The following is a 23,703-nucleotide window of genomic DNA, read 5'->3' as shown; positions in this document are numbered from 1 at the left end:
CCACACTCCCGCATGACGAAGGACCACGAATGAAGATCGCCATGCTCGCCCCGATCGCCTGGCGTACCCCGCCGCGCCACTACGGCCCGTGGGAGCTCGTCACCCACCTGCTCACCGAGGCGCTGGTGGCGCGCGGCATCGACGTCACCCTGTTCGCCACGCTCGACAGCGTCACCGCCGGCACGCTCGACGGCGTCGTCCCCGCGCCCTACGCCGAGGACCCGAGTGTCGACGCGAAGGTGTGGGAATATCGCCATCTCGCGCACGTGTTCGAGCAGGCCGACCAGTTCGACCTGATCCACAACCAGGCCGATTTCCCCGCGCACGCCTTCGCGCGGCTGGTCGACACGCCGCTGGTGACGACGATCCACGGCTTCTCGTCCGATCGCATCCTGCCGATGTACGAGCCCTTCCAGGACCGCGTCCACTATGTCGCGATCAGCGACGCCGATCGCCACCCCGCGCTGCGCTATGCCGCGACGATCCACCACGGCATCCCGCTCGACCATTTCGCCTTCGATCCGCGCGGCAGCGACGACCTGCTCTTCTTCGGCCGCATCCATCCCGACAAGGGCGCCGAGGAGGCGATCGCCGCGGCGCGCGCGAGCGGGCGCCGGCTCCACCTGTACGGCATCGTCCAGGACCAGGGCTATCACGAGCGCGCGGTGGCGCCCGCGCTCGGCGGCGCGGGGGTGACGTGGCACGGCGCGGTGGGCGGCGCGGAGCGGGTCGCCGCGCTGGGACGGGCACGCGCGCTGCTTCACCTGATCAACTTCGACGAGCCGTTCGGCCTGTCGGTGGTGGAGGCGATGGCGTGCGGCACGCCGGTGATCGCCAATTGCCGCGGCGCGATGCCCGAGCTGATCGAGCACGGCGTCACCGGCTTCCTGGTCGAGACCGTCGACCAGGCGGTGGAGGCGATCGAGCATGTCGGCGACCTCGACCGCGCCGCGTGCCGCCGGCGCGTCGAGGAGCGGTTCAGCGTCGAGCGCATGGCCGACGATTATGCCGCATTGTATCGGCGGATCATCGGCTAGGGTCTGACCCACCTCCATCGATCCGTGCTCCGGCGAACGCCGGCGCCCAGGGCCGCGGGCGTGGCGCTCGGGGCTCCTGCGCCCGCAGGAGCACCCCGCTGGTCCACGTCAGATGGATCAGCCTCTGGGAGGGCGCGACCGGCCAGCGTCGCGCCGCTTCGACATCCTGCGCACGCGGGAGCCCAGCGGCGCCGGCGCTGACCGACGCGCCTCCCGTCACGCTCAGCCGCTCACCCCACGCACCCATCGCGTGCTGGCGAGCGGCCCTCCCCCCGCCTATCTCCCGCGCATGACCGCCCCGCCCGATCGCCGCGCCACGCTCTACCGCATGGTCATGCCCGGCCACACCTGCCCGTACGGCCTCAAGGCCAAGGACCTGCTCGAGCGCCGCGGCTACACCGTCGAGGATCACCCGCTGCGCACGCGCGAGGAGACCGACGCGTTCAAGGCCGCGCACGGCGTCAAGACCACACCGCAGGCCTTCATCGCCGGCGAGCGCGTCGGCGGCTACGACGACCTGCGCCGCCACCTCGGCCAGCGCGTCGCGGCGCCGGGCGAGACCAGCTACCGCCCCGTGATCGCGGTGTTCGCGATGACCGCGCTGATGGCACTCGCCGCCAGCCACGCCGCCTACGGCACCCCGCTCACCGCCCGCGCGGGCGAGTGGTTCGTCGCCTTCAGCATGTGCGTGCTCGCGCTGCTCAAGCTGCAGGACGTCGAGACCTTCTCGACGATGTTCCTCAACTACGACCTGCTGGCCCGGCGCTGGGTGCGCTACGGCTACGTCTACCCTTATGCCGAGGGGCTGGCGGGCCTGCTGATGGCGGCGCACGCGGCGGACTGGCTGTCGGTGCCGGTCGCGCTGCTGATCGGCGGGATCGGCGCCGCCTCGGTGATCAAGGCGGTCTACATCGACCGGCGCTCATTGAAGTGCGCCTGCGTCGGCGGCGCGACCCGCGTCCCGCTCGGCTTCGTCTCGCTCACCGAGAACGTGATGATGGTCGCGATGGCGCTGTGGATGGCGGCGAGATGACCCTTGCCGTCACCGCGGGGAAAGTAAGATACGAGGTTTATCGCAAATAGATGCGCCGCGCGCGCAGACACAAAACGTAATCCTGTCAAAGGACGTCTGTCACGGCTAAGTCGTTGACTCGCCGTTAACCAGAAGCTGTCTGGTTGCGGGCGAGCGAGGTCCGGGACAGGCCGCGATCTCTGCTTCGTCCGACGACAACAGAGGGAGTTGCGGTGATGAGACAGACAGTTCTTCTGGCCTGCGCGGCGATGCTGGCCCCCGCCAGCGCGTCGGCGGCCACGATCTTCGGCGTGGACGAGACCAACCGGCTGGTGACGTTCAGCAGCGCGATGCCGGGCACGTTCACCTCGTCGGTGAAGATCACCGGGACGAACAGCAGCATCGAGGCGCTCGACTTCCGCCCGCTCAACGGCACGCTCTACGGGCTGGGCACCGACCGTATCGTCTACACGATCAACACCGCGACCGGCGTGGCCACCGCCGCCAGCGCGGTGCTGGGGATCGAGGGCAGCGTGTTCGGCTTCGACTTCAACCCGACGATCGATCGCGTCCGCATCGTCAGCAACACCAACAACAATTACGTCTACAACCCGAACGACGGCGCGCTGACCGGCGCGCCGACCACCGCCGCGCTCGGTTATGCCGCGGGAGACGCGAACGCGGGTCGCGACCCGGGGGTGAGCGCCGCCGCGTACACCAGCTCGAGCTTCGGCGCGCCGGGCACCTCGACCCAGCTCTACGTGATCGACACCGACCTCGACGTGCTCGCCAAGCAGAACAACAACGGCGGCGTGCTCACCACGGTCGGCGCGCTCGGCCGCGACCTGGGCTCGCGCACCAGCTTCGACATCGCGGGCAGCGAGGCGTTCGCGTACAACGGCCGCTCGCTCTATGGCGTCGATCTCGCCACCGGCGCGCTGTCGTCGCTCGGCAACACGCCGCGCCAGCTCTTCGGCATCGCGGTCGCGCCCGTCCCCGAGCCGGCGACCTGGGCGATGATGATCCTGGGCTTCGGCGCGGTCGGCTACACGATGCGCCGCCGCACCGCGCGCGTGCGCCCCGCCCAGCTGGTCTGAGCCCCGGGGCCGGGAGGCGCGTTCATCGCGCCTCCCGCGACCCTCACGGCTGGTCCTGCTCCACCTTGGCGGCGGCCTTGCGCTCGCGCTTCCAGCGCGTCGCGTTCTGCACGACACACCCGGTGGCGCTCGCCGCGCCCACCGTGGAGCAGCTGCCGACGCCGACCGCGCCGACGCCCTGATTGGCCGCCTCCTTCGCCGCCCATGCCTGGTTCTCGGGCGTCACCTCGAACTCGCGCAGCTCCTTCGGGATGCGGAACTGTTCCTCGGCGGGCCGGCGCGTGCAGACCACCACCTCGGCCCCGTCGGCGTTGGTCGGGCAGCGCTCGTTGCCGTAGAGCACCAGCACGCCGTTGACGGGCGCGTTGCGCGACACGCCCCCGGCCGCGGTGGTGCGCGGCGCGCGCGGCGCGTCGGGCGACGGCGGCCCGCTCTGCGCCACTACGGCGGCCGGAGCGATCAGCAGCAGCGCCGCGGCGAAGACCCGTCCTACCATCACCTTCCTCTCAGATCCTCTTGGCCGTCGCGATCGCCACCCGGCAGCCGAGCCGGATCACCGCCGACATCAGCGGATAGGCCGGCGCGTTCTCGGCACCGTTCGCCAGCGCGGTGTCGCGATGCTCCAGCTCCTCGGCCTGGAACTCGCGGATCGCCTCGGACAGCTCGGGGTCGCTGTCGCCGAGCGCGACGAGCTGCTCCTCATAATGTTTGTCGATCTCGGTCTCGACCGCGGCGGTGCAGGCCATCGCCGCCTCGGGCCCGATCGCCGCGGTCACCGCCCCCAGCGCGAAGCCGGCGACGTCCCAGAACGGCTGGAACAGCGTGGGCCGCACGCCGCGCTCGACGATCATGCGGTCGAAGAAGGCGCGGTGCTTCTCCTCCTGCAGCGCCATCGCCGAGATCTTGCGCGCCATCGGCGAGCGCTGGCCCATGATCGCGAGCTGCCCCGCGTAGATCCGGATCGCGCCGAACTCGCCCGCCTGATCGACGCGGATCATCGACTCGCTCGCGGCGGGTGTGTCGCCGGGTTTCCAGGTCATGCGCGCCTCCACAGCTGCGATACGATCAGCGCGGCGCCGACGAACGAGAGCAGTGCGTTCCATCCCGCCAGCGACACGCCGAACAGCGACCATTGCGCCGCGTCGCACCGAACGATCGGCGCGGCGAGCAGGTCCTTGAGCGCCTGGTCGGTGGAGAGGCCGAGCGTGCTGGTCGTCTGGGTGCAGGCGGTCATGCCCTGCCACCAGTGATATTCCACCCCGGCGTGGAAGACGCCGATCGCGCCCGAGACGACGATGAGCGCGGCGGCGCCGGCCACCAACGTCGCCTGGACACGCGGCGCACGGACCACGAAGGCCAGCGCCGCCATCGCCGCCGCGCCATAATGGGGCCAGCGTTGCCAGTGGCACATCTCGCACGGGTACAGACCGCCGATCAGCTGGAACGCCCAGGCCCCCGCGAGCAGCGCCGCGGGTACCAGCAGGGCGAGCAGCCGCGCGTGGCGCAGCCCCCTCGTCTCGCGCGCGGCGAACGGCCGATCGAGCGCACCGCCGCCGGTCATTTCTTATTGGCCGTCGGCGGAGTGCTCGCCATCGACTGGGTCACCGCGGCGACCTGCTGCGGCCCGCCCAGCCGCGCGATCGTCTTGAGCGCGTACCACAGTTGGAAGTCCTCGACGCCCTGCTTCTTGAGCGCCTCGGGCGTGGCGGCGAAGCGCGGATCGTCCTTGGTATCCTCCTCGAGCACCGCATTGTCGGGCGACTTGATCTCGTTGATCAGGTGGCGGCGCAGGTCGGCCTCGCGGAAGACCGGCCGTGACTTGTAATCGGGGTCGGAGAGCTGCGGCACGCGGATGTCGGGTTCGATCCCGCCCTCCTGCACGCTGCGCCCCGACGGCGTGAAGTAGCGCGCGGTGGTGAGCCGCAGCGCGGTGCGCGGCCCGAGCTGGAGCAGCGTCTGCACCGAGCCCTTGCCGAAGCTGCGCTCGCCCATGACGAGCGCGCGGTGATGGTCCTGCAGCGCGCCAGCGACGATCTCGCTCGCCGAGGCGGTGCCGGAGTCGGTCAGCACGATGATCGGCAGGCCGTGCGCGACGTCGCCGGGCTTGGCGAAATAGCGCTCGATGTCGTCCTTCTCGCGGCCGCGCTGGCTGACGATCTCGCCGCGCTCGAGGAACGCGTCGGAGACCTCGATCGCCTGGGTCAGCAGCCCGCCGCCGTTCTCGCGCAGGTCGACGACATAGCCCAGCGGCTTGTGGCCGAGCGACTTGTCGATCGCCATCACCGCGGCGCGCGTGTCGGCGCCGGTCGCCTCCGAGAAAGTGTTGATGTTGATGTAACCGACGTCGCCCTTCACCTCCCATTTGACCGGGCGCTGGACGATCACCTCGCGCACCAGCGTGACGTCGATCGGCTTGTCGCGGCCGGGGCGCACGAGCGTGAGCGAGATCTTGGTGCCGGGCTTGCCGCGCATCTGCGCGGTCGCCTCGTCGAGCGTGCCGCCGTAGATCAGCTTGCCGTCGATATGCGTGATGAAGTCGCCCGACTTGATCCCGGCGCGCCCGGCCGGCGTATCCTCCTGCGGCGAGACGACCTTCACCGCGCCGTCCTCCATCGAGACGGTGAGGCCCAGGCCGCCGTAATTGCCCTCGGTCTGGATGCGGAGATTGTCGAAGTCGGAGGCGTCGACGTAGCTGGAATGCGGGTCGAGCGCGGCGAGCATGCCGTCGATCGCGCCCTTGATCAGCTGCTCGTCGGTGACCTTGTCGACGTAATCGGCCTTCACGCGATTGTAGACGTCGAGGAACTTGTCCATCTCGCGATAGGCGCTGGTATCGGCGGCGGCCATCGCGCCGGTGGCGACGGGCACCATCGCGATCGTGGTGACCAGCGCGGCGGCCTGGAGCAGCTTGGACTTCATGCGAACGGTCGAGACCCCGGTGAGAGCGATCCCGCGATGTAGCGGAATTGCACGACCGATCCTAGCGCCCGCGCGGCTGAACCGCGGCTGAGCGCGCGAGGCCGCGCGCGACGATTGGTCCTCCCCTCGCGGGGAGGATCAGCGCGTCACCGCCGCGCCTTCGGCAGGCGGCACTTGCCCCTGCGGCACTCGGGCGGCGCGTAGGCGCCGAGATAGACCGGCGGCGCGGCCACGGCCGCGATCACGACCGGGTCGCGCGCCACCGCCGGCTCGGCCGGGAAGGCCGCGCGCGCGCGTGCGAACAGCGCGCGCGCGCGGGCCGCCCCCGGGACGGTCGCGCTGGCGCCAACCCAGCGCCAGTGCCACGGCTCCCATTTCACGCGCTGGCGGTTGCCCGCGGGGAACGACATCTCGAAGCCGTAGCGCGCCGCGTTCGCCACCAGCCAGCGGAACGCCGGGGTCGCCGCGCCGCACGCCTCGGCGTCGGGGCAGTCGTTGACGCGCGGGCGGAAGGCGAAGTCGAGCGCATAGCCGGTGGCATGCTCGCTGTGCCCCGGCGGCGCGACCGACAGCGCGCGCTCGCCCGCCGCGGTCTGCCCCTCGCGACAGAACACCGCCTGCTGGTAGCCGATCGAGCGGTGGCACGACAGCGCGCGCACTTGTCCGCCCGAGGCCGCGATCAGCCGCGCGAGATCGGGGACGACCTCGCGGCGCAGCACGCACGGTCCCAGCGCGAGCCCGTCCGGCACCGCGACCAGCTCGGCCGGCGGCGCGTCCCCGTAGGGGAGATGGCCGAAGGCGCGCCCGTCCGCGCCCACGCGCACGTTGCTGTTGTCGCAGAGCTGCGCCTGAGCCGACACGGCGAGCGCGAGCAGTGGGACGGCGAGGAAGAGGGAGGCGCGGCGCATCGCGCCCTCTGGCCATGGCGCCGCGGCGATGGCAAGGGCGGGCCGCATGTTAGGCGACCGGGTCCTGTTCCTCGACGGCGAGGCGTTGGTGATCGACAAGCCCGCCGGGCTGCCGGTCGATCCGCCGCGCGACGGCGGGCTGAGCCTCGAGAACCATCTCGCCTCGCTCACCTTCGGCTTCCACCGCTGGCCAGTCGCGGTTCACCGGCTCGACCGCGACACCAGCGGCTGCCTGCTGCTGGCACGCAACCCCAAGGCGCAGGCGCGCTTCCAGCAGGCGTTCGAGGCCGGCCAGGTACGCAAGCGCTATCTCGCGGTGCTCGACGGGGTGCCCGCGGGTGAGCGCGGCACGGTGGAGCTGGCGCTGCGCAAGGTCTCCAGCGCCGAGCGCGGCTGGCGCATCGCGGTCGACCCGCGCGGCAAGGCGGCGCGGACCGACTGGGAGCTGCTCGACGCGCGCGACGGCCGCGCGCTCGTCGCCTTCACCCCGCATACCGGCCGGACGCACCAGCTGCGGGTCCACGCGCGCGAGGGGCTGGGTGTCGCGATCGTCGGCGACCCGGTCTACGGCCGCGCCGACCCCGCCGGGATGATGCTCCACGCCGCCGCGATCGCGCTGCCGCGCCCGGGCAAGGAAGACGTCGCCGCCGCGGCGCCCTGGCCCGAGCGCTTCGCCGCGCTCGGCTTCGCCGGCGGCTGAGCTGCCCTCGACGCGATCGGGAGCGTGGCCGTCACACGCGGGCGGGCGGAACGCCGACGAGGTGGCCGCGCCTTCTGCCTGAGCGGATCAGTCGAACGACGGCTTCTTCCGCCCTGCCTTCACCCCAGCGCGGCCCTTCTTGGCGTCCACGCGTCGGGTCTGCGACGCGCGGGTCGGTCGCGTCGGGCGGCGCTTGGCCTGGACCACGGTCGCCTCCTGGACCAGCGCGATGAGGCGCTCCAGCGCCTCCTGCCGGTTGACGTGCTGCGAGCGCGACCCCTCGCTCCGCAGCACCAGCACGCCCGCCGCCGTCATCCGCGATCCCGCCAAGGCGACGAGACGCTCCTTCACCCGCTCCGGGAGGTCGCTCGCGGCGACATCGAAGCGCAGGATCACCGCCGAGTCGGTGGTGTTGACGTGCTGCCCGCCGGCGCCGCCGGAGCGGGTCGCGGTATAGTCGATCAGCTCGTCGTCGAGGGAGAGGGAGCGGGTGACGGGGATGCGGGCCATGCCGGTATATAACGGCGAAGGCGCCCAGCGCGATGACTCCCGGGAGCGCTGATCCCGAACGCTCGCGCGATGTCGCCGAGCGGCGATCCGGGATCATGGCGGGGTATAGGACCGGCCGAGCGTCGCGCCGCAACATGACGGCCGAACGGATGCAACGTAGCGACACGCGAGCGAGATGCGATGGGCGCACTCGGCCCGCGCCGGCTGTCCCCCTGCCGGCGTCACGAGGAAGTTGGCATGTACATCTCGTCCCGCAGCCGCGCGCCGCTGCCGCGCCAGGCGACCCCGCCGCTGGTCGACAATCCCTTCGCCGCCGAGCTGTTCGCGACCGGCTGCGCGGGTTTCACCAGCCTGGGCGGCACCGTGGTACTCACCTTGGAAGCGGCACGCTGCGATCACTCGGGCGAGACGCCGGTGGTGGAGCGCGTGGTCGCGGGCCGGATCGCGCTGACGGTCGCGGGCGCGCAGGCGCTGGCGGCCGGGCTGAACCAGTTCCTCGACCAGCAGGGGCTCGCCCCGGCGCGCGCGGGCGGCAATCAGTGACGGCGCTGCGTTGCTGGCGCGGGGGCGCTTCCCAACCCGCGATCACGCTTCGGCTGAGCGAGATCGCATCATGGCCGCTGTGCGAGGCGGGCTATAGCCGGGTGGTGGTGCATTGGACGGTGCGGGGCTGAGACCCCGTACCGGTCGCGCGGCGGTCTAGACGGGTACGTCGATCCGTCGTGACGCGGCGGCTCTCGCCTCCGCTGCACCGCGCGACGGCGCTCCTGCCCCTTCGTTCTCCCGCGCACGCGGGAGCCCAGGGCCGCAGATGCCGCGGCACGTCGCTCTGCTCGGCGCTGGGTTCCCGGGTTCGCTGGAACCCAGTTGAGTGACGAGAGACAGGCGGCGCATTGCCACCCGCGCCCGTGGCCGCTCCCGCACCGCGCCGCCCGATTGCGGGCCGGTGTGAGAGCCCCTAGGTCGGCGGCATGTACGAGTTCGCCGTCGCCGCCGAGTCGAAGCCCAACCTTTACGACGATCTGTTCGCCGCGCTGGACGCGCTGACCGGCGACGAGCCCGACCCGATCGCCAACATGGCCAATGCCGCGGCGCTGCTGTGGCAGTATCTGCCCGAGCTCAACTGGGCGGGCTTCTACCGGCTGATCGGCGACGAGCTGGTGCTCGGCCCCTTCCAGGGCAAAGCGGCCTGTATCCGCATCGCACTGGGTCGCGGCGTGTGCGGCACCGCCGCGGCCGAGCGGCGCATCCAGCTGGTCGAGGACGTTCACGCCTTCCCCGGCCATATCGCCTGCGACGCGGCGAGTCGGTCGGAGCTGGTCGTGCCGATCGTCCACGAGGGCCGGCTGATCGGCGTGCTCGACCTCGACAGCCCGGTCCCCGCGCGCTTCGACGCGGAGGACGCGCGCGGCTGCGAGCGGCTGATGGCGTTGCTCGCGCCGCGCCTGGCGGGCTGAGGCGCTACTTCTTCTCGCGCCCGGCGAAGGTGACGAGGCTCTCCGCCCCGTCCGCGCCGATCGCCGCCACGCCGAAGAAATGATCGTCCACCGGCACGCCGGCGACGTCGAGCGTGGTCCCGGTCGCCTCGCGCGAGTCGCTCCACGCCGCGGCGTCGGCGCGGCGCCAGTAGACCTTGTAGCGCGCCGCGCCCGCCACCGGCGCCCAGCTCACCTTGGTGTCGTAGGACAGCGCGCCCGAGATCGCCGCGCTCGCCGGCGCGGCGGGGGCGGCGGCGAGCCGCGCGATCGTCGCGACGTTGATCGCGGTCACCTTGGCGAGATAGCCGAAGTCCATCCCCTCGATCGTGTCGGCGTAGACGCGACCGTTCTCGGTGCGCACGTCCTGGTGCTGGCGATCCCAATTCTCCGCCGCGACCGAGAAGCGCACCGCGGGATAGCCCTGTTTGAGGAAGGGCTCGTGGTCGCCGCCGCGGCCGAAACGGTCGGGCCGGCGGTCGACGAACACGCCGAAGCCGCCGGGCAGTGTCGTCGCGACGCCGCCGATCATCTTGGCCAACGCGCGGCTGGGGCCATCGTCCTCCCCGCCCAGCCCACGCCGCTCGATCGCCTCGGCGAGCGACTCGCTGGCGCGGATCCCCTCAGAGAACACGCGGACGTAGCGGTCGTTGACGACACCGCCCTGCCCCAGCGAGTTGCCGACGATGTCGTTGTTGAGCATCGCGTCGACCTGCCAGCCGCGCGCGCGCGCGGTCTCGGCGAGGAGCGTCGCGCCCCACAAACCCTGCTCCTCGCCCGAGAACGCGACGTAGACGATGTTGGCGCGGAAACGCTCGCGGTGGAGCAGTCGCGCCGCCTCGAGCACCAGCGCCACGCCGCTGGCGTCGTCGTTGGCCCCGGGTGCGTCGCCGGTGACGTTCATCACGTCGGTGACGCGGCTGTCGATGTGCGCGCCGACGATGACGTAGCGGTCCGGGTCGGTGCCGCGCTGGACGCCGAGCACGTCCTCGATCACCACGCCGTCGGGCGCGCGCGGCCCGGTGAAGCGGCGCGACAGGCGCTCGGTGGTGATGCAGCCGCCGCAGTCGCGCGACAGCCTGGCGAACTCGCCCGCCACCCAGGTCCGCGCCGCGCCGATGCCGCGCCTCGGGTCGGTCGGCGACGAGAGCGAGTGGCGCGTGCCGAACGACACCAGCTTCTCCACGGTGGCGCGCTGGCGCTCCGGCGACACCGCGTCGCGCGCGGCGGCGGGGGTGGCGAGCGTCAGCGCGAGCAGCGCGGCGGCGGGGAAGCGGAGCGTCATCGGTCGCTTGTGGCGGGCCGCGGCGGGCGGCGCAATCGCTTGCTGGACGAGGCCGCCGCATCTCAGGCATGACGCGACCCACAGGAACGATCAGCGAGAGGAGCGGCGCCATCACTCGACGCCTCGAACATTTCCCCAACCTGGTGACGATGTTCTTCACCCGCGCCGCCGAGAAAGGCGACGCGCCTTTCCTGTGGCGCAAGCGCGACGGCGCGTGGCAGGCGATCAGCTGGCGCGAGGCCGCCGAGACGGTGGCGCGGCTCGCCGCCGCGCTGCGCGCGATCGGGTTGGAGCGCGGCGACCGCGTCATGCTCGTCAGCGAGAACCGGCCCGAATGGTGCCTGTCCGACCTCGCGATCATGGCGGCGGGCTGCGTGACGGTGCCGACCTACACCACCAACACCGAGCGCGACCACGCGCACGTGATCGAGAACTCGGGCGCGAAGGCGGTGATCGTCTCGACCGACAAGCTCGCCAAGGCGCTGTTGCCCGCGATCCTTCGCTCGATCCGCCCGCAGATGCTGATCGGCATCGACCCGATGCGGCTCGGCCAGACCCCGTTCGAGGTGCACGACTGGCGCGCGCTGATCGAGCGCCACCCCGCCGAGGTGAGCGCCGCCGCCGACCGTGCCGCCGCCGAGTTGGGCCGCGACGACCTCGCCTGCATCATCTACACCTCGGGCACGGGCGGCGCGCCGCGCGGCGTGATGCAGCACCACGGCGCGATCCTGCACAACGTCAACGGCTGCGTCGTCATCATCGCGGAGGATTTCGGCTGGGGGGACGAGGTGTTCCTCTCCTTCCTGCCGCTCAGCCACGCCTATGAGCATAGCGGGGGCCAGCACCTGCCGATCGGGCTGGGCGGGCAGATCTATTATGCCGAGGGGCTGGAGAAGCTCGCCGGCAACATCGAGGAGGTGCGCCCCACGATCATGGTGGTGGTGCCGCGCCTCTTCGAGGTGCTGCGGACGCGCATCACCAAGGGGATCGAGAAGCAGGGCGGCACGCCACAGAGGCTGCTGCGGCTCGCGCTCGACGTCGGCACCAAGCGCTACGAGGGGCGGCTGGGGCTGCGCGACCGGCCCGCCGCGCTGCTGGTCGACACGCTGTTCAAGCGCAAGATCGCGCGCAAGTTCGGCGGGCGGATCAAGGCGATGGTGTCGGGCGGCGCGCCGCTCACGCCCGAGGTCGGCGTGTTCTTCCAGTCGCTCGGCATCTGCTTCCTGCAAGGCTACGGCCAGACCGAGGCGGCGCCGGTGATCTCGTGCAACCGCCCGTCCGCCGGGCTGCGGATGGACTCGGTCGGCCCGCCGCTCGCCGAGACCGAGGTGCGGATCGCGGAGGACGGCGAGATCCTCGTGCGCGGCGAGCTGGTGATGCGCGGCTATTGGCGCAACGAGGCCGAGACCGCGCGCGTGCTCCAGGACGGCTGGCTCCACACCGGCGACATCGGCGAGCTCGACGCGCGCGGTCGGATCAGGATCACGGATCGCAAGAAGGACCTGATCATCAACGACAAGGGCGACAATGTCGCGCCGCAGAAGGTGGAGGGCATGCTGACGCTGCAGCCCGAGATCGGCCAGGCGATGATCTACGGCGACCGCCGCCCGCACATGGTCGCGGTGCTGGTGCCCGACGCGGAATGGGCGTTCGACTGGGCGCGCGCGCAGGGCCGGCGCGATCCCGTGACGCCGGACGATCCGGCCTATCGCGCCGCGCTCCAGGCGGCGGTCGACCGCACCAACAAGGACCTCTCGGTGACCGAGCGCGTGCGCCGCTGGATCGTCGCGGACGCGCCCTTCACGATCGAGAACGAGCAGCTCACGCCCAGCCTGAAGATCCGCCGCCACGTGCTGCGCCAGGTCTATGGCGCACGGCTGGACGCGCTGTACGGGGGGTGAGGCGGATCGTCGTCGTGGCACCTGCCCGTCGCCCCGACTCCTGACACCACCCCGGCGCACGCCGGGGTCGGGGTGGGGAACCTCGGCGCTTCTCTCGATGGCTTTCCCACCTGGACCCCGGCGTGCGCCGGGGTGGTAGTGGAGCGGACGGAGACTGCGGCGGCCGAACCGCGCTACTTCGCCGGCGCGGCCTGAAGCGGCGATCCGGCCGGCGTAGCCGCCGCCCCGCCCGCGGCCGCCTTCGGCACCACCGCCATCGTCCAGTCCTTGTCGGGCCGCAGGTACTTGGCGGCGCTGGCCTGGAGCGCCTCGGGGGTGATGCCGGTCATGTCGCCGATCAGGGTCTGGCTCGCCTCGATCCGCTTGGGGTCGAAGGTGCCGCCCGAGGTCTGGATCAGCCAGAACTGGTTCCCCGACGAGGCGCGCGCCATATATTGCAGCATGGGCACGATCGTGCGGCGCAGCTCGTCCGCGCTGATCGGGGTCGACACCAGCTCGGCCGCGATCTGGCGCGAGAGCTGGAAGAACAAGGGCACCTTATCGGGCGCCACCTTGCCCACCGCGATCAGCCGCCCGCCGCCGGGCAACCCGACCGGCCATTGGCTCTGCGCGGACGGCGAGTAGCTCGCCCCCGCCACCGAGCGTAGCCGGTCGAACAACCGGTCGGCGAACACCGCCGCGAGCACGTCGAGCCGGCGCTGCTCGGCATGGTCGGCCGAGCCGCCCCCGGTCGGCCAGGCGATCACCGCCGCGGCCTGGTTGTCGTCGCCGTCGTGGGTGCGCATCACCGGGGCGGCGTTGTGCTCGGGGAAGCGCACCGGCGCGCCCGTCCCCTCGTCGGCGCGGCGCGGCTTGAGCGCGCCGAAGCTCTTCGCGATCGCGGCGATCGCCTCGTCCGCCTTGACGTCGCCGAACACGTCGACCTCGATCGGCCCGGTCGCCAGCAGCGGCTGCCACAGCTTCTTGAAGTCGCGCGCGGTGAGCGCCTGGATCTGCGCCAGGGTCGGCATGCCCCAGCGCGGGTCGCCGTCGCGCAGCAGCCCCTCGAGGTCGCGCGCCAGCACGCCGTCGGGCGAGGAGTTCAGCCCGGCATAGCCGGTCAGCATCGCCGCGCGCGCGCGCGCCACCGGCGCCGCGTCCCAGCGCGGCGCGGCGAGCTTCGCCGCCATCAGCGTCAGGTTGTCCGCATAGTCGCTCGGGGTCGTCTGCGCGCCGAGCAGGAAGGAATCGTCGCCGATGTCGAAATCGAGCCCCATGCGGCGCCCGGTCGTGAGCGAGTCGAGCGCGCCCTGGTCGAGCGAACCGATACCGCTGGCGATCAGCGCGGTCTCGCCCGCCCAGGCCGGGGTCGGCCTGTTACCCGGCAGCGCCTGATAGCCGCGCCCGAAGCGCACGCGCAGGTAGACGCGCCCGGTCTCGGACGGGTTGGCGTAGATCAGCGCGCGCACGCCGTTGGCGAACGTCACCTGCTCCATCGGCGGGTCGCCCACCGTGGTGCGCGCGGTCGCCTGGCCCGGCGTGCCGAGCTTGGGCACCTTGGAGAAATCGACCGAGCGCTGCTCGGCGCGCTTGCCCGCCAGCTTGGAGACGTCGGCGGTGAGCGCGGCGGCCAGCTTGGTCGCGGCGCTGGCGTCGGGGGTGCGCGTGTTGAGCAATGCGCGCTGGACGTCGCCCTTGAACAGGCGGTTGGTCGATTCCACCATCGCCGCGGGCGTGAACATCCCCTTGGCGCGCGCGCCCTGCAGGATGTCGTAGCTGGTCTTGGGGCCGGCCACGGTCTCGCGGATGTCGAGCGCGTTGACCATGTCGTCGGCCTGCTTGGCGCCCGCCTCGACGCGCGCGGTGTCGACGTCGTTCTTCATCGCCGCGTCGAACTCGGCCAGCTCGCGATCGACCTCGGCCTGGGTCGGCGGCGTCGCCATCGCGTCCGCCACCACCGCGCGCACGTCCTTGAGCGCCGCCTCCCAGTCGTCGCCGATCGGGATCACGTTGGTGAAGGTGCCGTTGGCCGAGCGCGACACGTCGTCGAGGCTGACCGAGGCCTGAAGGAAGCTGCCCCCGGCGCGGGCACGCGACTCCAGCCGCCGGTTGATCAGCCGGGTCGCGAGGAAATCGACCAGTCGCTTCTGGTTGAAGATGATCGTGTCGTCGCGATAGACCCAGGGCCGCAGCACGGCGGTGGCGACCACCGGGGGCAGCGACGGCTCGGCGATCGTCTTGGTCGCGGGCGCCTTGGGATCGGGCTTGCCGAAATCCGGGTCGGCCGGGTCCGCGCCCTTGCCGGTCCAGCCGCCGAAGTTCTTCACCACCAGCCGCGCCGCGACGTCGGGGTCGATGTCGCCCGAGATGATCACCACCGCGCGCGCCGGGCGGTACCATCTGTCGTGGAACGCCTGCACCGTCGCGGGCGAGGCGGCCTCCAGCGTCTTGATCGTGCCGATCGGCGAGCGCTCGGCCAGCGGCTGACCCGCGAAGAAGGTCTGGCGGATCGCGTCGCCGTAGCGCACCTGCGCGCCCGGCGCCTCGCGCTGCTCGGCCAGCACCGCGGGGCGCTCGGCGGCGAGCCCGGCGACCGTGATCGCGGGCTCCGCCATCATCCCGGCGAAGATCTTGAGGCTCTCGTCGAGCTTGACGTCGGTCGCGCCGGGCAGGTCGAGCTTGTAGACCGTCTGGGTCGGCGTGGTGGAGGCGTTCGAGTCCGAGCCGAAGGTGGCGCCGAAGCGCTGCCACACGCGCTTGGCCTCGCCGTCCGGCACGTAGCGTGAGCCGCGGAACGACAGATGCTCGATCAGATGCGCGAAGCCCTGCTCGGCGTCGCTCTCGTACAGCGAGCCCGCGTCGATGCGCACGCGCACCGCCACCTGCCCCGGCGGCACGCCGTTCTTGCGCACCGCGTAGCGTAGCCCGGTCGGCAACGCCCCGAAGTGCCACTCGGGGTCGGGCGGGATGTCCGACCCCTTGAACAGCCACGGCGAGGTGTCGACGCGCATCGCCGGCGCCGGCGCGGGCGCCGCCGCGGCGGGCTTGGCGGGAGCCGCCGCCGCCCGGCGCGCGCGCTGCTGCGCGGGGAGCGGCAGCGACACGGAGACGAGCAGGAGGGCGACGAGCGGCTTCGCGAGCACGCGCGAATACGAATTCATGGGCGCGCTTGTAGGGCGACCGCGGGCCGGCGGCAACTCACGCCGGTGAAACGATCCTTTCCCGTGCCCGAGCAAGCCTTTGCCCAGCGGATGCCACGTTTTGGTCGCGATGCGGGTTTAGCCGGGAAGAACAAAGGGTGGTGGCCCGCGCGCCGCCGCGACGAGGACCGATAGATGAAGCACGACATGCGATCGGCGCAGGCGCCGATGTGGCAGGACAGCGGCGACCCGAGCGACCCGGTCCTGGTACCCGATCTCAACGTGATCTCGGGCGCGCCCGTGCCCGGCACCGAGCTGCGCGCCGACACCGACCGGCCGCTGCTGATCCGCGTCGGCAAGCATCTGCGCGGCGTCTTCGACCGGCTGATCGCGGGCTCGTCGCTGGTGCCCAACGATCCCGTGCTCGACGTCCGCGACTTTCCCTGGAGCGCGCTGCTGCGCGAGCATTGGGAGGCGATCCGCGACGAGGCGCGCGCGGTGGCGCTGGTCGGCAACGCGGCGCCCAGCCTCGCGACGATCTCGCCCGACCATCGCGCCATCGCCGAGGTCAACAAGTGGCGCTCCTTCTTCCTGTGGGGCTACGGCTATCCGATCCACGACAATCTGGCGCGCTGCCCGCGCACCCAGGCGGTGATCGCGCAGATCCCGGGGCTCAACTCGGCCTTCTTCTCGATCCTCGCGCCTGGCACCCACATCCCGGACCATCGCGGCGTGAGCAAGGGGCTGATCACCTGCCACCTCGGGCTGATCGTGCCGCGCGACGGCGACGTGCGCATGCGCGTCGGCGACCGCGTGGTGCGCTGGGCCGAGGGCGAGACGTTGGTGTTCGACGATACCTACCGTCACGAGGTGTGGAACGACACCGCGGGCACGCGCGTGGTGCTGCTGATCCAGTTCGAGCGCCCGCTCCGCCACCCGGGCAAGTGGTTCGCGGACCTGTTCCTCGGCGCGGTGAAGCGCTCCGCCTTCGTGCAGGAGGCGCGCGCCAATGTCGCCAAGTGGAACGCCGCGGTGCAGCAGCTCGACGGGTAGGTCCTCCCCGCTTGGCGGGGAGGGGGCCGCTCGCGAAGCGAGTGGTGGAGGGGGGCTTCCGCAGACGAGTCGCTCGCGGAGAGCCCCCTCACCATGCCCTTCGGGCGCGGCCCCCCCCCCGTACTGGGGAGGAATTTCCCCTTCCACCCGAAACAATCCCTTTCTCGCCGCCCGCTTGATCCCCCGCCGCGCAGGCGCCACATGCCCGCCATGCTGATCGAGACCGAAGCCACGCCGAACCCCGCGACCGTGAAGTTCCTTCCCGGCCGCATCGTGATGGACGCGGGCACGCGCGACTTCGCCACCCCCGAGGAGGCCGAGGCAAGCCCGCTCGCCGCCACCCTGTTCGGCCTGGGCGACGTGACCGGCGTGTTCTTCGGGCGCGACTTCGTCTCGGTCACCGCCGCGCCGGGCGTGAATTGGAGCGACCTCAAGCCCGACGTGCTCGCGCTGCTGATGGATCATTTCACCGCGCAGATGCCGCTGTTCCGCGCCGGTGGCGCGGACTTCAGCGTGCCCGCCGAGGAAGAGGCCTTCACCGACGATCCCGCCGACGCCGACATCGTCGCGCAGATCCGCGAGCTAATCGACACGCGCGTCCGCCCCGCGGTGGCCAACGACGGCGGCGACATCGTCTACCGCGGCTTCGACAAGGGCAAGGTGTTCCTGCGCATGCAGGGCGCCTGCTCGGGCTGTCCCTCGTCCACCGCGACGCTGAAGAACGGCATCGAGCAGCTGTTGCGCCACTATGTCCCCGAGGTGACCGAGGTGCGCGCGGTCTGACGCGCGCACTCGTCCGCTCCCCTCCACCTACCGACAGGATCGCCATGCCCGCGCCCGACCGCCCGATCGACGACGCCGCGCTCGACCAGCTGTTCCGCACCGCCCGGACCTTCAACCATTATCGCGACGAGCCCGTATCCGAGGAGACGCTGCGCGCGATCTGGGACCTGATGAAGATGGCGCCGACCTCGGCCAACCAGCTGCCCGCGCGGCTGGTGTGGTGCGTGTCTGAGGACGCCAAGGCGACTCTCGCGGCTGCCTGTTCCGACAGCAACAAGGCGAAGGTGCTCGCCGCGCCGGTCAGCGTCGTGATCGGCATGGACACCGAGTTCCACGAGCATCTTCCCACGCTGTTCCCGCACGTCGATGCCAAGAGCTGGTTCGACGGCAACCGCGAGCTGCGCGAGGCCTCGGCCTTCCGCAACTCGTCGCTGCAGGGCGGCTATCTCATCCTGGCGGCGCGCGCGCTGGGGCTCGGCGTCGGGCCGATGTCGGGGTTCGACGCGGGCGCGGTGGACAAGGCGTTCTTCGCCGACACGCCCGCGGTGCGCACCAACTTCATCGCCACGCTGGGCTATGGCGACACCGCGACGCTGCATGAGCGGCTGCCGCGCCCCGCCTTCGAGACGTTCAACCGCATCGCCTGACGTGCGCGACCGACTGCTCGTCATCGATACGGCCACCGCGGCCTGCTCGGTCGCGCTGTTCGAGGGCGATCGCCTGGTGGCGCGCGCGCACGAGGAGGTCGGACGCGGCCACGCCGAGCGGCTGGTGCCGATGATCGCAGGTCTGCCCGACGGCGGTCGTGCCGCGCGCATCCTGGTCGACGTCGGTCCGGGCAGCTTCACCGGCATCCGCGTCGGCATCGCCGCGGCGCGCGCGCTCGCGCTCGGCTGGCGCGCGGAGGTGGCGGGTTATGGCGCGCTCGCGCTCGTCGCCGCTGCCGCGCTGGAGGAAAGTACCGGATCGGCGCCACTTGCGGTGATCGCGGAAGGCGGGCACGGTGAGGTCTTCATGCAGCGTTTCGCTCACCCGTTCCGCCCGCTCGACGCGCCGCGCTCGCTCACCCCGGCGGCGGCACTGGCGGAACTCGACGGCGCCGCGGCGATCGGCACGGGCACGCGCTGGCTCGCCGCGCTCGACGCCGCGGTGCCCGATCGCCCCGCTTTGCCCGACGCGGCGCACGCGCTGCTGCTCCCCGCCGGCGAGCGCGCGCTGCCCGCGGTGCCCTTCTACGGCCGCGCGCCCGACGCCAAGCCGCCCGCCCCGCGCCCCGCGGCGCCGTGAGCGCGCGGGTGCGGCTGGTCGAGCTCGCCGCCGGGGGCGCCGCCGACGCCGAGGCGATCGACCGCGTGATGGCCGCCGCCTTCAACCCGCGCTACGGCGAGGCGTGGACGCGCAGCCAGTGCGTCGGCATCCTGGCGATGCCGGGCGTGTGGCTGACGCTGGCGCGGGTCGAGGGCGCGGTGGTCGGCTTCGCGCTGAGCCGCGCGATCATGGACGAGGCGGAGCTGCTGCTGATCGCGGTCGACCCCGCGCACGCGCGCGCCGGCATCGGCGCGACGCTGCTGCGCGGCGTGATCGCCGAGTGTCGCGGGCGCGGGGTCAAGCGGCTCCACCTCGAGGTACGTGCCAACAACCCCGCGGTGGCGCTCTACGCCGCGCACGGCTTCCGCCGCGCCGGCGTGCGCCGCGACTATTACCGCAGCCGCGCCGGCGACACGTTCGACGCGCACACCTACGCGCTCGCGCTGGAGTGACCGGGCGGAGGCCGCCGCCGCCCGTCAGGCGGATCGGCCTCACCACCGTCGTCCCCGACCAGGAAGGCGGATGAGGTCGGCGCGGCCCGATCAGCGCGAACGGCCGACCGTCCTCACTCGCGACGCTCCGCCGACCTCAACTCCCTCGGATCGTACCAATTCCTCTTCTTGCGAGTCGCTAGCGCTTTTCGCAACAAGCCGGACGCACTACATAGGATGGCATGGCCCGTAAGATCGATCTCGAAGCGCTCTGTCAGGAGAAGGGGCTGCGTATCACCGAGCAGCGGCGCATCATCGCGCGCGTGCTATCGGAGGCCGAGGACCATCCCGACGTCGAGAAGGTCTACGCGCGCGCCTCGGCAATCGACCCCGGCATCTCGATCGCTACCGTGTACCGCACGGTGCGGCTGTTCGAGGAGGCGGGCATCCTCGACCGCCACGATTTCGGCGACGGCCGCGCGCGCTACGAACCCTCGCCCGAGGCGCACCACGATCACCTGATCGACGTCGAGAGCGGCCGCGTGATCGAGTTCGTCGACCCCGAGTTGGAGCTGCTGCAGAAGGCGATCGCCGAGCGGCTCGGCTTCCGCCTCGTCGACCATCGCATGGAATTGTACGGCGTCTCGCTCGCCAAGAAGTGAGGCGGATGGCATCGCGGTGATCCGTTCCCCGCTCGCTCACCCCCTCGATGCACCCGCTGGTGTGAGGCTGGCGCCATACCATAGCCCACCACCCCGACGCACGCCGGGGCCCAAGGGGGGGGGCCGTGGCGGCTCGGCCGAGACCTTCCCCACCTCTCCCCCGGCCTCCGCCGCGGTGGTGCTGCCCTTCGAAGATGAGAGCGCCCGCGTCGCGACACGTCTCGGTCGCGCTGCCTCATCGCATCGCGGATGATCGCCTATCTCCGCCTCGCCGCGCTCGTCGCCTGGCTGCTCCTCGCCCTCTCTCTCCACGGCCTATGGCGCGTCATGCGCGCGCGCTCTCCCTGGCCGCGGCGGTTCCTCGGCGTCTCGGCGCGACTGTTCGGCGCGCGCGTCCGCGTGATCGGCACGCCGCTGCGGCGGGACGCGGTGCTGCTGGCCAACCATCTCAGCTGGCTCGACATCCTGCTGCTCGCCGGCGCCAGCGGCTGCGCCTTCGTGGCCAAGGCCGAGCTGCGCGGCGCGCCGCTGGTCGGCTGGCTCAGCACGCTCAACCGTACCGTCTTCGTCCGCCGCGGCGACCGGCTGGGCGTCGCGGACCAGGTCGCCGCGCTCCGCACCGCGCTCACCCGCGGCCAGCCCGTGGCGATCTTCCCCGAGGGCACCACGGGCGACGGCGCCACGCTGCTGCCGTTCAAGGCGGCGCTGCTCGCCGCGCTCGACCCGCCGCCGCCGGGGCTGATGGTCCAGCCGGTGCGGATCGACTATGAGCCCGCCGCGCGCGCGCTCGCCTGGGTCGGCGACGAGCCGGGGGCCGCGCACGCGCGCCGCGTGCTCGAGCGGCGCGGCACCTTCGTGGCGACGCTCACCTTCCTCGCCCCCTTCGCGCCGACGGGCGACCGCAAGGCGATCGCCGCCGAGGCGCGCCGTCGCATCCTGGCCGCGGGTAGCGAGGCGGGCGTGTTTCCGGTAGAGCGCGCGCCATGTCCGTGACCGCCAAGACCCCACCCCAGACCTTCCACGTCAAGTCGTTCGGCTGCCAGATGAACGTCTATGACGGCGAGCGCATGGCCGAGCTGCTGGCGGCCGAGGGGCTGGTCAAGACCGAGGACGCCGACGCCGCCGACCTGGTGGTGCTCAACACCTGCCACATCCGCGAGAAGGCGACCGAGAAGGTCTATTCGGACATCGGCCGGCTGCGCAAGCACGCGCGCGCGCGCGGCAGCGACGCGCCGATGATCGCGGTGGCGGGCTGCGTGGCGCAGGCCGAGGGCGAGGAGATCGTGCGCCGCGCCAAGGTGGACGTCGTGGTCGGCCCGCAGGCCTATCATCATCTGCCGCGGCTGGTGGCGCGCGCCGCCGCGGGCGAGGCCGCGCTCGACACCGACATGCCGCTCGCCTCCAAGTTCGCGCATCTGCCCGCGCGCCGCCGCGTCGGCGCGAGCGCCTTCCTCACCGTGCAGGAGGGCTGCGACAAATTCTGCACCTATTGCGTGGTGCCCTACACCCGCGGCGCCGAGGTGAGCCGGCCCTATGCCGCGATCCTCGACGAGGCGCGCGCGCTGGTCGACGCGGGCGCGCGCGAGATCACGCTGCTGGGGCAGAACGTGAATGCCTGGGGCGACGACGACGGGCGCGGACTCCACGACCTGATCGGCGCGCTCGACCGGCTGCCGGGGCTGGCACGGATCCGCTATACCACCAGCCACCCCAACGACATGGCGCAGGGGCTGATCGACGCGCACCGCGACATCGGGTCGCTGATGCCCTTCCTCCACCTGCCGGTGCAGTCGGGCAGCGACCGCGTGCTGCGCGCGATGAACCGCGCGCACACGGTCGACGGCTACCTCCGCCTGCTCGACCGCGTCCGCGCCGCGCGGCCCGACATCGCGCTGTCGGGCGATTTCATCGTCGGCTTCCCCGGCGAGACCGACGCCGATTTCGCGGAGACGCTGCGGCTGGTCGACCGGGTCGGCTACGCCCAGGCGTTCAGCTTCAAATACTCGCCGCGCCCGGGCACGCCCGCCGCCGACCTCGCCGCGCAGGTGCCCGCGGGGGTGATGGATGAGCGACTGCAGCGGCTTCAGGGAGCGCTCAACCGCGACCAGGCCGCGTTCAACGCGGCCTCGGTCGGCCGGCGCTGCACCTTGCTGATCGAGCGCCGCGGCAAGCTGCCCGGCCAGTGGCTCGGTAAGTCGCCGTGGCTCCAGTCGGTCCATCTCGTCGGCGACCATGCGATCGGCGACCTGGTCGAGGTGACGCTCGCCGCGGCGGGGCCGAACTCGCTCACCGGCGAGGTGACGCTCCGCGACGCGGCGTGAGGCGTGGCCCCCTGCCGCATGCCCCGGCCCATGAAGGGGCAGGATCGGCCGGCTTAGTCTCGCAGACGCGCCACCACCTTGATCTCGAAGTCGAAGCCCGCGAGCCAGGTCACGCCCACCGCGGTCCATGTCGGGTACGGCGGCGCGCCGAACACCTCGCTCTTGACGCGCATGATCGTCTCGAACTGCGCCGCCGGATCGGTGTGGAAGGTCGTCACGTCGATCACCTCGTCGAAGCCGATCCCGGCCGCACGCAGCACGGTCCCGAGGTTGTCGAAGGCGCGACGTACCTGCGCCTCGAACTCGGGCTCGGGCGAGCCGTCGTCGCGGCTGCCGACCTGGCCCGAGACGAACAGCAGCTCGCCGGCGCGCGCCGCGGGGGAATAGCCGTGCGCGTCGTACAACGCGTGGCGGTGGGGGACGTCGACGACATCGCGCAGGGGCATCGGTCTTCTCCTCGGTCGCGCCGCACTGGATCGCGGCCGCTAGGTGACATACGATGCGTAGGTGATTAGATACGAGGCGTATGTCAACTCACATGCGGCACGTATGTGGAAGGAGTCGCCGAGATGACGGGCAGACGGGCCGAGACGATGGAGGCCAATCGCGCGCGACTGCTCGCCGCCGCGCGGACAGCCTTCGCCGCGCACGGTTTCGCGGGCGCCTCGATGGACGAGCTGACCGCCGCGGCGGGGCTGACCCGCGGCGCGCTCTATCACGGTTTCGGCGACAAGAAGGGATTGCTGGCCGCGGTGGTGGCGCAGGTCGACGGCGAGATGGCGGCGCGAGCGCGAGCGGCGTCGGCCGACGCCGGCGACGACTGGCAGGCGCTGCTCGCCGAGGCCGCCGCCTATATCGAGATGGCGCTCGACCCCGAGGTGCGTCGCATCGTGCTGCTCGACGGCCCCGCCGTCCTCGGCGACCCGTCGCGCTGGCCGAGCCAGAACGCCTGCCTCGCCGAGACCCGCGCCACGGTGGCGCGCCTCGTCGCCGCGGGGACGATGCGCCCGGTCGACGTGGAGGCGGCGGCGCGGCTGCTGAGCGGTGCCGCGCTCAACGCGGCGCTGTGGGTGGCGGCCAGCGACGCGCCCGCCACGGCGCTGCCGCGCGCGCTCGACGCCTTCGCGCTGATGGCGGATGGGCTGCGCGCGCGCTGACCCATGCCGGCGCGGGGCGCTGGAC

25 protein-coding genes are annotated in these 23,703 nt (G+C 72.0%); 16 read left to right on the top strand and 9 right to left on the bottom strand.

The window, feature by feature from the left end; translation table 11 throughout:
* Positions 1-29: 29 nt before the first annotated feature.
* The 3 genes from KZ813_RS12365 (at position 30) to KZ813_RS20160 (ending at position 3,146) form a co-directional block, all read left to right on the top strand.
* A complete protein-coding gene (locus KZ813_RS12365) occupies positions 30-1,037 on the top strand; it encodes a glycosyltransferase family 4 protein (protein WP_219755285.1) in 1,008 nt (335 codons plus the stop codon).
* A gap of 289 nt (positions 1,038-1,326) precedes the next feature.
* A complete protein-coding gene (locus KZ813_RS12360) occupies positions 1,327-2,070 on the top strand; it encodes a MauE/DoxX family redox-associated membrane protein (protein WP_219755284.1) in 744 nt (247 codons plus the stop codon).
* A gap of 215 nt (positions 2,071-2,285) precedes the next feature.
* A complete protein-coding gene (locus tag KZ813_RS20160) occupies positions 2,286-3,146 on the top strand; it encodes a DUF4394 domain-containing protein (protein ID WP_258046706.1) in 861 nt (286 codons plus the stop codon).
* 43 nt (positions 3,147-3,189) lie between these two features.
* Here KZ813_RS20160 and KZ813_RS12350 read toward each other — a convergent pair whose 3' ends face one another.
* The 5 genes from KZ813_RS12350 to KZ813_RS12330 form a co-directional block, all read right to left on the bottom strand.
* Positions 3,190-3,642 (bottom strand): hypothetical protein, encoded by a 453-nt coding sequence (locus tag KZ813_RS12350; RefSeq protein WP_219755283.1) that lies wholly within the window; start codon positions 3,640-3,642, stop codon positions 3,190-3,192.
* A 10-nt stretch (positions 3,643-3,652) separates the two neighbouring features.
* On the bottom strand, positions 3,653-4,186 hold the full coding sequence (locus KZ813_RS12345; RefSeq protein ID WP_219755282.1) for a demethoxyubiquinone hydroxylase family protein: 534 nt from the start codon (positions 4,184-4,186) through the stop codon (positions 3,653-3,655).
* Positions 4,183-4,707 carry a disulfide bond formation protein B gene (locus KZ813_RS12340; RefSeq protein WP_219755281.1) on the bottom strand — a complete coding sequence of 175 codons (525 nt, stop codon included), beginning with the start codon at positions 4,705-4,707 and terminating at the stop codon, positions 4,183-4,185. Before KZ813_RS12340 ends, KZ813_RS12345 begins: the two co-directional genes overlap by 4 nt.
* Positions 4,704-6,065 carry a S41 family peptidase gene (locus KZ813_RS12335; protein ID WP_219755280.1) on the bottom strand — a complete coding sequence of 454 codons (1,362 nt, stop codon included), beginning with the start codon at positions 6,063-6,065 and terminating at the stop codon, positions 4,704-4,706. Before KZ813_RS12335 ends, KZ813_RS12340 begins: the two co-directional genes overlap by 4 nt.
* A 146-nt stretch (positions 6,066-6,211) precedes the next feature.
* Positions 6,212-6,973, bottom strand: coding sequence for a M15 family metallopeptidase (locus KZ813_RS12330; RefSeq protein WP_219755279.1), 762 nt, complete (start codon positions 6,971-6,973; stop codon positions 6,212-6,214).
* Positions 6,974-7,019: 46 nt separating this feature from the next.
* On the opposite strand from KZ813_RS12330, the gene KZ813_RS12325 reads away from it, so the two are divergent.
* Positions 7,020-7,673, top strand: a complete 654-nt coding sequence (locus tag KZ813_RS12325; RefSeq protein WP_219755278.1) for an RluA family pseudouridine synthase — start codon at positions 7,020-7,022, stop codon at positions 7,671-7,673.
* A gap of 87 nt (positions 7,674-7,760) precedes the next feature.
* On the opposite strand, the gene arfB is transcribed toward KZ813_RS12325, so the two are convergent.
* On the bottom strand, positions 7,761-8,183 hold the full coding sequence (arfB, locus tag KZ813_RS12320; protein WP_219755277.1) for an alternative ribosome rescue aminoacyl-tRNA hydrolase ArfB: 423 nt from the start codon (positions 8,181-8,183) through the stop codon (positions 7,761-7,763).
* A gap of 237 nt (positions 8,184-8,420) precedes the next feature.
* Between arfB and KZ813_RS12315 the strand changes: the two genes are divergently transcribed.
* On the top strand, positions 8,421-8,726 hold the full coding sequence (locus KZ813_RS12315; protein ID WP_219755276.1) for a hypothetical protein: 306 nt from the start codon (positions 8,421-8,423) through the stop codon (positions 8,724-8,726).
* 428 nt (positions 8,727-9,154) lie between these two features.
* The gene (msrC, locus tag KZ813_RS12310) at positions 9,155-9,640 is read left to right on the top strand and encodes a free L-methionine (R)-S-oxide reductase MsrC (RefSeq protein WP_219755275.1); all 486 of its coding nucleotides are present in this window, start codon (positions 9,155-9,157) and stop codon (positions 9,638-9,640) included.
* Positions 9,641-9,644: 4 nt separating this feature from the next.
* On the opposite strand, the gene KZ813_RS12305 is transcribed toward msrC, so the two are convergent.
* Positions 9,645-10,943 (bottom strand): M20/M25/M40 family metallo-hydrolase, encoded by a 1,299-nt coding sequence (locus KZ813_RS12305; protein WP_219755274.1) that lies wholly within the window; start codon positions 10,941-10,943, stop codon positions 9,645-9,647.
* Between the two features lie 149 nt (positions 10,944-11,092).
* On the opposite strand from KZ813_RS12305, the gene KZ813_RS12300 reads away from it, so the two are divergent.
* Entirely contained in the window at positions 11,093-12,844 is a 1,752-nt protein-coding gene (locus KZ813_RS12300) for an AMP-dependent synthetase/ligase (RefSeq protein WP_258046730.1), read from the top strand.
* A 173-nt stretch (positions 12,845-13,017) separates the two neighbouring features.
* Here KZ813_RS12300 and KZ813_RS12295 read toward each other — a convergent pair whose 3' ends face one another.
* Positions 13,018-15,984, bottom strand: a complete 2,967-nt coding sequence (locus KZ813_RS12295) for a M16 family metallopeptidase (RefSeq protein WP_219755272.1) — start codon at positions 15,982-15,984, stop codon at positions 13,018-13,020.
* A 174-nt stretch (positions 15,985-16,158) separates the two neighbouring features.
* Here KZ813_RS12295 and KZ813_RS12290 point away from each other — a divergent pair, with 174 nt between their 5' ends.
* The 8 genes from KZ813_RS12290 to miaB all read left to right on the top strand — a co-directional run bounded on the left by KZ813_RS12290 (position 16,159) and on the right by miaB (position 22,521).
* On the top strand, positions 16,159-17,016 hold the full coding sequence (locus KZ813_RS12290; RefSeq protein ID WP_258046705.1) for an aspartyl/asparaginyl beta-hydroxylase domain-containing protein: 858 nt from the start codon (positions 16,159-16,161) through the stop codon (positions 17,014-17,016).
* A 210-nt stretch (positions 17,017-17,226) separates the two neighbouring features.
* Complete coding sequence (locus tag KZ813_RS12285; RefSeq protein ID WP_219755271.1) at positions 17,227-17,799, top strand: NifU family protein; 573 nt, start codon at positions 17,227-17,229, stop codon at positions 17,797-17,799.
* Between the two features lie 44 nt (positions 17,800-17,843).
* Complete coding sequence (locus KZ813_RS12280; RefSeq protein ID WP_219755270.1) at positions 17,844-18,446, top strand: malonic semialdehyde reductase; 603 nt, start codon at positions 17,844-17,846, stop codon at positions 18,444-18,446.
* On the top strand, positions 18,397-19,086 hold the full coding sequence (tsaB, locus tag KZ813_RS12275; RefSeq protein ID WP_219755269.1) for a tRNA (adenosine(37)-N6)-threonylcarbamoyltransferase complex dimerization subunit type 1 TsaB: 690 nt from the start codon (positions 18,397-18,399) through the stop codon (positions 19,084-19,086). Before KZ813_RS12280 ends, tsaB begins: the two co-directional genes overlap by 50 nt.
* Positions 19,083-19,559: a ribosomal protein S18-alanine N-acetyltransferase gene (gene rimI / locus KZ813_RS12270; RefSeq protein WP_219755268.1), complete on the top strand. Its 477-nt coding sequence runs from the start codon at positions 19,083-19,085 to the stop codon at positions 19,557-19,559. The genes tsaB and rimI overlap by 4 nt, the downstream gene beginning before the upstream one ends.
* A 221-nt stretch (positions 19,560-19,780) precedes the next feature.
* Positions 19,781-20,200: a Fur family transcriptional regulator gene (locus tag KZ813_RS12265; protein ID WP_219755267.1), complete on the top strand. Its 420-nt coding sequence runs from the start codon at positions 19,781-19,783 to the stop codon at positions 20,198-20,200.
* A gap of 249 nt (positions 20,201-20,449) precedes the next feature.
* Positions 20,450-21,193, top strand: coding sequence for a lysophospholipid acyltransferase family protein (locus tag KZ813_RS12260; RefSeq protein WP_219755266.1), 744 nt, complete (start codon positions 20,450-20,452; stop codon positions 21,191-21,193).
* Positions 21,184-22,521: a tRNA (N6-isopentenyl adenosine(37)-C2)-methylthiotransferase MiaB gene (miaB, locus tag KZ813_RS12255; protein WP_219755265.1), complete on the top strand. Its 1,338-nt coding sequence runs from the start codon at positions 21,184-21,186 to the stop codon at positions 22,519-22,521. Before KZ813_RS12260 ends, miaB begins: the two co-directional genes overlap by 10 nt.
* 53 nt (positions 22,522-22,574) lie before the next feature.
* Here the strand turns inward: miaB and KZ813_RS12250 are convergent, their stop codons facing one another.
* Positions 22,575-22,967: a RidA family protein gene (locus KZ813_RS12250; RefSeq protein ID WP_219755264.1), complete on the bottom strand. Its 393-nt coding sequence runs from the start codon at positions 22,965-22,967 to the stop codon at positions 22,575-22,577.
* Positions 22,968-23,090: 123 nt separating this feature from the next.
* On the opposite strand from KZ813_RS12250, the gene KZ813_RS12245 reads away from it, so the two are divergent.
* Positions 23,091-23,678 carry a TetR/AcrR family transcriptional regulator gene (locus KZ813_RS12245; protein ID WP_258046704.1) on the top strand — a complete coding sequence of 196 codons (588 nt, stop codon included), beginning with the start codon at positions 23,091-23,093 and terminating at the stop codon, positions 23,676-23,678.
* Positions 23,679-23,703 lie beyond the last annotated feature (25 nt).

The sequence above is a fragment of the Sphingomonas folli genome, assembly GCF_019429525.1.
GTDB classification, from domain to species: Bacteria; Pseudomonadota; Alphaproteobacteria; order Sphingomonadales; family Sphingomonadaceae; genus Sphingomonas; species Sphingomonas folii.
Note: the sequence above shows the minus strand (reverse complement) of the source record. Positions and strands in the feature narration are given on the sequence as shown.

Excerpts from the sequence above, each read along its gene's own strand:
- KZ813_RS12265 (WP_219755267.1), top strand. The coding sequence starts at position 19,781 with ATGGCCCGTAAGATCGATCTCGAAGCGCTCTGTCAGGAGAAGGGGCTG.
- KZ813_RS12300 (WP_258046730.1), top strand. The coding sequence starts at position 11,093 with ATGTTCTTCACCCGCGCCGCCGAGAAAGGCGACGCGCCTTTCCTGTGG.
- KZ813_RS12305 (WP_219755274.1), bottom strand. The coding sequence starts at position 10,943 with ATGACGCTCCGCTTCCCCGCCGCCGCGCTGCTCGCGCTGACGCTCGCC.
- KZ813_RS12295 (WP_219755272.1), bottom strand. The coding sequence starts at position 15,984 with ATGAATTCGTATTCGCGCGTGCTCGCGAAGCCGCTCGTCGCCCTCCTG.
- KZ813_RS12290 (WP_258046705.1), top strand. The coding sequence starts at position 16,159 with ATGAAGCACGACATGCGATCGGCGCAGGCGCCGATGTGGCAGGACAGC.
- tsaB (WP_219755269.1), top strand. The coding sequence starts at position 18,397 with ATGAGCGGCTGCCGCGCCCCGCCTTCGAGACGTTCAACCGCATCGCCT.
- KZ813_RS12280 (WP_219755270.1), top strand. The coding sequence starts at position 17,844 with ATGCCCGCGCCCGACCGCCCGATCGACGACGCCGCGCTCGACCAGCTG.
- miaB (WP_219755265.1), top strand. The coding sequence starts at position 21,184 with ATGTCCGTGACCGCCAAGACCCCACCCCAGACCTTCCACGTCAAGTCG.
- KZ813_RS12245 (WP_258046704.1), top strand. The coding sequence starts at position 23,091 with ATGACGGGCAGACGGGCCGAGACGATGGAGGCCAATCGCGCGCGACTG.
- msrC (WP_219755275.1), top strand. The coding sequence starts at position 9,155 with ATGTACGAGTTCGCCGTCGCCGCCGAGTCGAAGCCCAACCTTTACGAC.
- KZ813_RS12260 (WP_219755266.1), top strand. The coding sequence starts at position 20,450 with ATGATCGCCTATCTCCGCCTCGCCGCGCTCGTCGCCTGGCTGCTCCTC.
- KZ813_RS12285 (WP_219755271.1), top strand. The coding sequence starts at position 17,227 with ATGCTGATCGAGACCGAAGCCACGCCGAACCCCGCGACCGTGAAGTTC.
- KZ813_RS12350 (WP_219755283.1), bottom strand. The coding sequence starts at position 3,642 with ATGGTAGGACGGGTCTTCGCCGCGGCGCTGCTGCTGATCGCTCCGGCC.
- KZ813_RS12360 (WP_219755284.1), top strand. The coding sequence starts at position 1,327 with ATGACCGCCCCGCCCGATCGCCGCGCCACGCTCTACCGCATGGTCATG.
- KZ813_RS12340 (WP_219755281.1), bottom strand. The coding sequence starts at position 4,707 with ATGACCGGCGGCGGTGCGCTCGATCGGCCGTTCGCCGCGCGCGAGACG.
- KZ813_RS12330 (WP_219755279.1), bottom strand. The coding sequence starts at position 6,973 with ATGCGCCGCGCCTCCCTCTTCCTCGCCGTCCCACTGCTCGCGCTCGCC.
- KZ813_RS12315 (WP_219755276.1), top strand. The coding sequence starts at position 8,421 with ATGTACATCTCGTCCCGCAGCCGCGCGCCGCTGCCGCGCCAGGCGACC.
- KZ813_RS12325 (WP_219755278.1), top strand. The coding sequence starts at position 7,020 with ATGTTAGGCGACCGGGTCCTGTTCCTCGACGGCGAGGCGTTGGTGATC.
- KZ813_RS12335 (WP_219755280.1), bottom strand. The coding sequence starts at position 6,065 with ATGAAGTCCAAGCTGCTCCAGGCCGCCGCGCTGGTCACCACGATCGCG.
- KZ813_RS12250 (WP_219755264.1), bottom strand. The coding sequence starts at position 22,967 with ATGCCCCTGCGCGATGTCGTCGACGTCCCCCACCGCCACGCGTTGTAC.
- arfB (WP_219755277.1), bottom strand. The coding sequence starts at position 8,183 with ATGGCCCGCATCCCCGTCACCCGCTCCCTCTCCCTCGACGACGAGCTG.
- KZ813_RS12365 (WP_219755285.1), top strand. The coding sequence starts at position 30 with ATGAAGATCGCCATGCTCGCCCCGATCGCCTGGCGTACCCCGCCGCGC.
- KZ813_RS12345 (WP_219755282.1), bottom strand. The coding sequence starts at position 4,186 with ATGACCTGGAAACCCGGCGACACACCCGCCGCGAGCGAGTCGATGATC.
- KZ813_RS20160 (WP_258046706.1), top strand. The coding sequence starts at position 2,286 with ATGAGACAGACAGTTCTTCTGGCCTGCGCGGCGATGCTGGCCCCCGCC.